The organism is Microcoleus sp. Aus8_D2, assembly GCF_036702665.1.
In the GTDB taxonomy this organism is placed as follows: domain Bacteria; phylum Cyanobacteriota; class Cyanobacteriia; order Cyanobacteriales; family Microcoleaceae; genus Microcoleus.
The window spans coordinates 56,035-63,929 of record NZ_JAUBUN010000025.1; the positions used below are offsets into that span (position 1 = coordinate 56,035).

Below are 7,895 nucleotides of genomic sequence, written 5' to 3' on the forward strand. Positions count from 1 at the left end.
CCGAGATGCGTTAGGGGCGGGTTCGCCAACATCTCTAATACTCACAAACAATTCAGATAAACCCGCCCCCACACAACGAATAACCCAAAGCTACAAAACAGCCGCCACAGTAGCCATCAGCAAACCTTGAAACAATTTCACCCCATCAGTTTCGCCCAACATTGGATCAGAAGCCCTCTCAGGATGCGGCATCATTCCTAACACATTGCCCTGGCGATTGCAAATGCCAGCAATATTATTTAACGAACCATTCGGATTACCAGCAGCGCTAATTTCCCCAGCACTCGTACAGTAGCGAAACAACACTTGATCGTGTTCTTCCAACTCTGCCAAAGTATCAGCATCAGCATAATAGTTACCTTCACCGTGGGCGATCGGCAAATCGATGATTTCACCCGAACTATAGGCCGAAGTCCAGGGAGTATTACCGCGTTCAACTTTCAAGGAAGCGTTATCGCAAATAAAATGCAATCCGGCATTTCGCACCAGAGCACCCGGTAACAAACCAGCTTCAGTCAACACCTGAAAACCGTTGCAGATGCCGAGTACAAGCTTTCCTTTTTTCGCGTGTTCCGCCGTAGCTCGCATCGCCGGAGAAAAACGGGCGATCGCACCGCACCGCAAATAATCTCCGTAACTGAAACCACCGGGAATTACAATGATGTCAATATCCGAAATATCGGTATCTTCGTGCCAAATCATCCGCGTCTGTTGGTGCAGCAACCCTTGAGTTACCCACACCACATCGCGATCGCAATTTGAACCGGGAAAAACAATAACTCCAAATTTCATAAGCAGATGTTGAAGGAAGAAGGAAGAAGGAAGAAGGAAGAAGGAAGAAGGAAGAAGGAAGAGGGAAGAGGTATCAATTTAAGATTGAAATCCTCGGTTTATTTCGTTTGTATCGAAGTCTAGATCCCCCTAAATCCCCCTTAAGAAGGGGGACTTTGAGTGTTCAGACTTCCTTCCTTTTTAAGACAGACTTTGAAAACTCTTGTCCCCCCCTTATTAAGGGGGGCGCCGGGGGGATCGAATTTATTTTGAACACTCTTACCCCGACTATCCGGGGGGCGCCGGGGGGATCGAATTTATTTTGAAAACTCTTGTCCCCCCCTTAATAAGGGGGGCGCCGGGGGGATCGAATCTATACCCCCGCCATCTCGACAGGTACAGGAATTACAGTCAAATCAAAGCGATAATTCTCAATCACCGGATTCGCCAAAAGTTGATCGCAAACGCGATCGAGTTGTTCGCGCGCTAACGACTCATCAGCAGCAGTCAGCGTCAATTCAACGTACTTCCCGATACGCACGCGCTCCACATTGTCGTATCCCATGTGTTGCAAACCAGACTGTACGGCAGTACCGGCGGGGTCTAAAACCGAAGGGCGGAGAGTAACATAGATTTGGGCAAGATATTTCTGAGTCACAGGAATGTTGCGATAGGTGATGTGGAAGTTAGCGCCATTGTATTGTACAACTGAGCAACGCGCGATCGACCTTTCACACCAAATCCGCGTTTAATAGCCTCTTACTCTTGAGTCCACGGAGGTGGACATCGTTTGTATAGACGCGGTTTCAACCGCCGAGTCTTCGTTCGACTTTGGTATGACTCCCCCAAGTAAGATAGCCTAGAAACAGGGACAAATCCGATTCCAGCAGACTACACAAAAAAATTATGAGAACCAACCGCACCCGCAGTCAGGAGCGTATATTAAACTTGCTCAAGACCTTGAATCGATCGCTCTCAGCGCAGGATATCTACCTAGAACTGCGTAACAGCGACCACAGCATGGGCTTAGCAACAGTTTACCGCTCCCTCGACGGTTTAAAGCGGGAGGGCTTCGTGCAAGTCAGAACCCTTGCTAGTGGCGAGTCTCTCTACGGTGCCGCCCACCAAGACCAACATCACCTCACTTGTCTCGAATGCGGCGCGTCCATTACGATCGACGAATGCCCCGTACACCACCTAGAAAGCCAACTACAACAATCTCATTCTTTCAAAATTTATTATCACACATTGGAATTTTTCGGATTGTGCGATCGATGTACTTTAGCTCAGGAATCTTAAATTTGGGCATGGGGCATGGGGCATGGGGCATGGGGCATGGGGCATGGGGAATTGGTAATCGGTAATTGGGAATTGGTAATCGGTAATTGGGAATTGGTAATCGGTAATCAGTAATCGATAATCGGTAATTGGTTATTGGCAGTTAACTCGTAACTGATGACTAATGACTGATGACTAATGACTAATGACTAATGACTAATGACTAATGACCAAGGGAGCATCTCAGTTTTGCATTTATTAATAGTGCGAGCGTCCCCGCTCGCGTATCGTATAATACGCGAGCGGGGACGCTCGCACTATAAGAAAAAAATGCTTCTTGCAAAAATGAGATGCTCCCCTGACCAATGACTGCTGACTACTGACTAATCAATTTTACTTCCTTCCCCAACAATCGATCGCAATCCTTCCATCGTAGCGGGGATGCTGCGCGGGTCCATAAACATCACCTTGCTGCTGTCGCTGCTGCCAATTTTCAAGCCCATATCCAGATAGTTTTGAGCTAACAAAAACTGTAAAGCTTCCCGCGAGTTGGGGTCAGTTTGCAGAGTTTTGCCGATAATTTGCAAAGCCTCAGAAGTAGCTTGAGCTTTCAAAACCTGACTTTGGCGTTCTGCTTGCGCTTTCAGGACGATCGCCTTTTGTTGAGCTTCCGCCTCCAAAATAGTCGCTTTTTGGCGCGCTTCCGCATCCAAAACCTGCGCCTCCGCCTTACCTTTGGCGCTGTTAACTGCTGACTCGCGTTCGCCCTCGGATGTCAGAATTGCCGCTCGTTTTCGGCGATCGGCTGCCATCTGCAATTCCATCGATTCCTGTACAGTTTTAGAGGGGATAATATCCCGCAATTCTACCCGCGTTACTTTCACTCCCCAAGGATCGGTAACAATATCTAAATCTCTGAGCAAGATTTCATTAATTTGAGAACGAGCCGTAAAAGTTTGTTCGAGATCCAGTTGACCCATTTCCGCGCGAATTTGAGTCAGCACCATATTTACCATTGCTGACTGGAGATTTTCTACTTTGTAACAGGCTTTTTCCAAGTCCACAATCCGCCAGTAAACCACAGCATCTACAGTGAAGGAAACGTTGTCGCGCGTGATACAAGCTTGGGGGGGAATGTCTAAGACTTTTTCCCTAATTGTTTGTTCGTAAACTACGCGATCGAGAAATGGTGTTACAAAATTTAAACCTGGTTCGAGTTTCTTGCCGCTGTATTTACCTAAAGTTTCCACCAGCGCTTCATTTCCCTGATTGATAATCTTGACGGAACCTGCGAGGGCTGAGCCGCCTAATGCTAAAAATACGAGTAAAAAAATTTGTTCCACGGTCGCCTCCGATAAATATTGACTACTAACTGTTAATTGTTGACAACTGACAACTGACAACTGACAACTAACAACTGGCAACTAACAACTGACAACTGACAACTGACAACTGACAACTGACTACTGACTACTGACTACTGACTAACTACAAATTAGCTATTACTAATTTCGCATCTTTTTTAAGAATGCAATAAATGTTCTGGTAAAACTATCAGAGTAGTGCCTTTCCGTCCCACGACAATGACGTTTTGGTTGGGGGGGATAGTGGTAGAACTGTCTTCGCAGCGAGCTCGCCAAGAATTCCCCTCATAAATCACTCGTCCCGCTTCTCCGGGGGGAATTTCTGTTAAAGTTTTAGCTTCCTGAGAATCTGCGATCGCCCTTGGCTTGCCTTTTGGTATCAACCGCCGGGACAGCAGCACAAAAACTGTCGAAAATACCATCCACAGGAATATTTGTAAATTAACGTAAGGTAAAACTAGAGAGCATCCAGCTACGGCGAAGGCGCTCAGTCCCATCATAAAAGCGACAAAAGCAGTGGGGAGAAATAGCTCTGCCAAACAGAGCAATGCCCCAGCTAGCAGCCAAAGGAGCGTGGGAGTCCAGATCATAAAAAGGAATAGTGATATTATGAAAGATCTTAGATTTGAAATTTGAGATTTAAGAATTGCCAACAACTGAGTCTGCAAGGGTTTGCGACTTGCTGGCCCTAGTCGAGCGATGGGGGCGTCTCCGTACCAGGTTGAGGCTTCCATCGCACTCAAACTCAGAGTTTTAGTAACTTAGATTACAATTTTAGCCGGTGTCCACCGACAGCAACTACAATTTCTAGGCCCCAAAGCCAGTTAAGAAATTGATAGGGGCTAAAATCAGTTTATTCTCAAGCTCGTGAATTTGGGTCTGGGAATCATATATCTTCAGAATGTTTTTACACAAACTATTTCAATATGATCAGCAGTTTCTCACAACCCATTTATTGCCCGAATCTTAGCTGTGCCGAACCCCGCAATACCCTTGGCCGCCAGCAGTGTGCTGCTTGCGAAACAGATTTAATTTATCGCTATTTGTGGGCGGTGGGCCCAGCCGTCGAGGAAGTGCCAACGGGTAAGGTAATCGCCGATCGATATTTGGTCATTGCACCCCAAATCTGGCTCGATAGCCGTCCATCTATCCCTCCCAGCGTCCCCGAACAACTGCCGGTGCACATTATGCCTTACCTGCATTTGTATCCCCAGCGACTGCACACGCCCGAAGTATATGGTTTTTGTTCCCTAGGGGAAGCACCGTCCGCCACAGAGGTGCTGTTGTTGGAAAATGTGCCGATCACTAATTTCGGTCGCCTGTATCCTTCTATCTTACAAGCTTGGTCTCAGACAAGTGCCACCCGCCAAGTTTACTGGCTGTGGCAAATGCTCCAAATGTGGGCGCCGCTGTCGGAACAAGGAGTCGCTGCGAGTTTGCTAGTACCGGAAAATTTGCGCGTGGAAGGTTGGCGGGTACGCCTGCTGCAACTGCACCCGGGCAATTTTGTGCCGACACTGCGGGATTTGGGAGATGTGTGGTCGGGTTTGGTGGAATCGGCCCAGCCCGAGGTGCAGTCGAAACTCGGAGAGATTTGTGTATTTATGCGCCGCAGCAGCATGAATTTCGACGCGATCGCCCAGGAACTCAACGATTTACTATTAGAACAAGCTGCTAAATTGCCTCTGCATTTAGAAGTAGTCGGCATCACCGATACCGGGCCGGAGCGCTCCCAAAATGAAGATAGTTGCTATCCGACTGCTGCTGATTTAAAATTTAGCAAAAGTTCCGGGAACGACAAACTAATTCCTTACTTGACAATGGTTTGCGACGGGGTTGGAGGCCACGAAGGAGGAGAAGTAGCCAGTCAATTAGCCGTGCAGTCCCTGAAAGCTTTAATCCAAAATTTGCTCGGAGAAATCGCTGAACAACAAGAGTTGATGACGCCAGCAATGGTGATCGATCAACTAGAAGAAATAGTCAGAGTTGTGAATAATGTGATTTCTGCTCAAAATAACGAGCAGGGAAAAGAGTTGCGGCAGCGCATGGGAACCACTTTGGTGATGGCCCTCCAGTTGCCTCAAAAAGTGAAAGTTTCCGAAGCTTTGCCCTCGAATAACAGTCACGAACTTTATTTAGTCAATGTTGGAGACAGCCGCGCTTATTGGATTGGCAAAGATTACTGTCAGCGGCTGACTGTGGACGACGATGTAGCGTCCAGGGAAGTGCACCTAGGACACAGTTTATACTGGGAGACTCAATTGCGATCGGATGCCGGAGCCCTGACTCAAGCCTTGGGCACGCGGGACGGCGATTTCCTGCGCCCGACGATTCACCGATTTATTATCGAAGAGGAAGGCTTACTGCTGCTGTGTTCCGACGGTTTGAGCGACAACGACTGGGTAGAGCACTCTTGGCAGAATTACGGCGCAGAGGTACTTGAGGGCAGAATGTCTTTGGAAGCTGCGGTTCAGTCTTGGATTCGCCTCGCCAACGAGAAAAACGGTTACGACAACAGCTCCGTGGTGGTGACTCACTGTCGGATGTCGCCGGAGAGATTGGTACTGTTCGATCCGGCGTCAGCCTCAGCGTCGGTGTCATCCGCGCCGGTGTCAGCAACGTCCGTGTCGCTGCCGCCGTCCCTCCGGGCATCCCTCCAAAAGTCCGGGACGATGCCAGAATCTCAGCTTTCTGAATCCTCCAAACAGTTGCTGTACCCCGAAAATCCCCCCGCCTCGGAACCAGTTCAAAAACAGAAGCCCAAGGGTTTGCTGCCCATGCTGGGGCTGTTGGTGCTGATGTTAGCCTGCGCAGGTTTAGGTTTGTGGGTGCGCAGCCTCCAAAACCCTCAGCCTGAGCCCGAACAACTTCCGCCACCGCCGGAAACTCCCGCCCCGACTCCTTCGCCGATTCCCTCCCCCGGTGCAGATATTCCCTCGCCCGGGGTACAGAGTCCCGCGCCGTCCCCAGAATCCGGTCCTGCGGAGAGTCCCTCGCCGTCGCCAGAATCAACTCCTGCGGATATTCCCTCGCCCGGGGCCGAGAGTCCGTCGCCATCACCCCAGTAAAGGAGATTAGACAAAATTGCACAAATAACTAGGACGCTGCTCAAAGCCATCCCACAAAAATCTTTTTTTCTTGTGGGATGGCTTTGAGCAGCGTCCCAAAATTTGATTAAAAAGACTTTTGCAATTCAAGTCTATTGAATTCAGCAGCACGTTTCAAAAAATGCAGATACTTTCCGGCGGCACGGCGACTCGAACGCTGTCGCCAACTTTGTGCCGCTGCAAGTCATCTCTGTGCAAGTTTTGTCGGCGAAGGGCGATCGAGCTTTTAGCAGTCAGGCGCACCGTATAGCGCGTGTCAGTGCCAAGATAAATCGCCTCTTCAACTACTCCGGGCCAGCTATGCTCAGCCTCATAATTAGCCGGATAGATAGCAGCTTTTTCCGGCCGCAACACCAGGGTAACAACTTTCCCAGCGGGCAAATTTTCTGATGTCCTAACTAACACGGGCAACTGCTGGTCAACCAACACGATTATTTGACCCTCTTGCTTTTCTACTACTCGCCCGGTCAAAAAATTGCTGTCCCCAATAAAATCAGCAACAAACCGCGTTTTAGGATATTCATAAATCTCAACAGGCGTCCCGACTTGTTGGAGTTTTCCTCCCTCCATCACAGCAATTCGATCCGACATGGTGAGCGCTTCTTCCTGATCGTGAGTTACATAAATAAACGTAATTCCCAACAGTCGCTGCATTTTTTTTAATTCTAATTGCATCTCTTTACGCAACTTCAAATCCAGGGCGCCTAAGGGTTCATCCAACAGCAAAACCGAAGGCTCTTTAACCAACGCCCTCGCCAACGCTACTCGCTGTTGCTGCCCCCCTGAGAGTTGGCGGGGATAGCGTTTTTCTACATCCGTTAACTGTACTAATGCTAAAGCTGCCAGCACGCGATCGCGAATTGTTTGCGGAGGCAAATTCTCCATTTCCAACCCAAATGCAGCATTTTGTGCTACAGTCATGTGCGGAAATAAAGCATAGTTTTGAAATACCGTATTCACTGGGCGGTGAAATGGCGGGCGATGTCGCATCGGTTGCCCGTGAATGTAAATTTCGCCCGCTGTGGGCATTTCAAAACCCGCGATCATTCGCAAAGTTGTCGTTTTGCCACAGCCGGAAGGCCCAAGCAAAGAAAAGAATTCGCGATCGCCAATTTGCAGGTTAATGTTGTCTACAGCTAAGAAATCTTGACTGCGGGCACTTTTAAATACTTTGGAAATGTCTAAAATTTCGACGGCGTGCATTGTTATCTATCGTAGTAGTTATTGTAGGGTGCGTCAGGGCTGAATGTTTTGACGAGATACTCAATAATTTTCCCCCTGACGCACCCTACAGTTAGTTAGTTATTGTAGGGTGCGTCAGGGCTGAATGTTTTGACGAGATACTCAATAATTTTCCCCCTGACGCACCCTACAG

At 48.6% G+C, this 7,895-nt stretch carries 7 protein-coding genes; 2 read left to right on the forward strand and 5 right to left on the reverse strand.

The window, feature by feature from the left end:
* Positions 1 to 90 precede the first annotated feature (90 nt).
* The gene (gene purQ, locus QUB64_RS19790) at positions 91 to 792 is read right to left on the reverse strand and encodes a phosphoribosylformylglycinamidine synthase subunit PurQ (RefSeq protein ID WP_333269278.1); all 702 of its coding nucleotides are present in this window, start codon (positions 790 to 792) and stop codon (positions 91 to 93) included.
* Positions 793 to 1,144: 352 nt separating this feature from the next.
* Positions 1,145 to 1,429 (reverse strand): phosphoribosylformylglycinamidine synthase subunit PurS, encoded by a 285-nt coding sequence (gene purS / locus QUB64_RS19795; protein WP_333269277.1) that lies wholly within the window; start codon positions 1,427 to 1,429, stop codon positions 1,145 to 1,147.
* A 248-nt stretch (positions 1,430 to 1,677) separates the two neighbouring features.
* Between purS and QUB64_RS19800 the strand changes: the two genes are divergently transcribed.
* Positions 1,678 to 2,070 (forward strand): Fur family transcriptional regulator, encoded by a 393-nt coding sequence (locus QUB64_RS19800; RefSeq protein WP_333269276.1) that lies wholly within the window; start codon positions 1,678 to 1,680, stop codon positions 2,068 to 2,070.
* A gap of 362 nt (positions 2,071 to 2,432) precedes the next feature.
* On the opposite strand, the gene QUB64_RS19805 is transcribed toward QUB64_RS19800, so the two are convergent.
* Together QUB64_RS19805 and QUB64_RS19810 are read right to left on the reverse strand one after the other, a co-directional pair.
* Complete coding sequence (locus tag QUB64_RS19805) at positions 2,433 to 3,392, reverse strand: SPFH domain-containing protein (protein ID WP_333269275.1); 960 nt, start codon at positions 3,390 to 3,392, stop codon at positions 2,433 to 2,435.
* Between the two features lie 179 nt (positions 3,393 to 3,571).
* A complete protein-coding gene (locus tag QUB64_RS19810) occupies positions 3,572 to 4,003 on the reverse strand; it encodes an NfeD family protein (RefSeq protein ID WP_333269274.1) in 432 nt (143 codons plus the stop codon).
* Positions 4,004 to 4,339: 336 nt separating this feature from the next.
* Here QUB64_RS19810 and QUB64_RS19815 point away from each other — a divergent pair, with 336 nt between their 5' ends.
* Entirely contained in the window at positions 4,340 to 6,481 is a 2,142-nt protein-coding gene (locus QUB64_RS19815; protein WP_333269273.1) for a protein phosphatase 2C domain-containing protein, read from the forward strand.
* A gap of 153 nt (positions 6,482 to 6,634) precedes the next feature.
* On the opposite strand, the gene QUB64_RS19820 is transcribed toward QUB64_RS19815, so the two are convergent.
* Positions 6,635 to 7,723 carry an ABC transporter ATP-binding protein gene (locus QUB64_RS19820; protein WP_333269272.1) on the reverse strand — a complete coding sequence of 363 codons (1,089 nt, stop codon included), beginning with the start codon at positions 7,721 to 7,723 and terminating at the stop codon, positions 6,635 to 6,637.
* Positions 7,724 to 7,895: the final 172 nt, after the last annotated feature.

What these genes read in the sequence shown, in the direction of transcription:
- QUB64_RS19815 (WP_333269273.1), top strand. Translation starts at nt 4,340, where the DNA reads ATGATCAGCAGTTTCTCACAACCCATTTATTGCCCGAATCTTAGCTGT.
- QUB64_RS19810 (WP_333269274.1), bottom strand. Translation starts at nt 4,003, where the DNA reads ATGATCTGGACTCCCACGCTCCTTTGGCTGCTAGCTGGGGCATTGCTC.
- QUB64_RS19820 (WP_333269272.1), bottom strand. Translation starts at nt 7,723, where the DNA reads ATGCACGCCGTCGAAATTTTAGACATTTCCAAAGTATTTAAAAGTGCC.
- purQ (WP_333269278.1), bottom strand. Translation starts at nt 792, where the DNA reads ATGAAATTTGGAGTTATTGTTTTTCCCGGTTCAAATTGCGATCGCGAT.
- QUB64_RS19800 (WP_333269276.1), top strand. Translation starts at nt 1,678, where the DNA reads ATGAGAACCAACCGCACCCGCAGTCAGGAGCGTATATTAAACTTGCTC.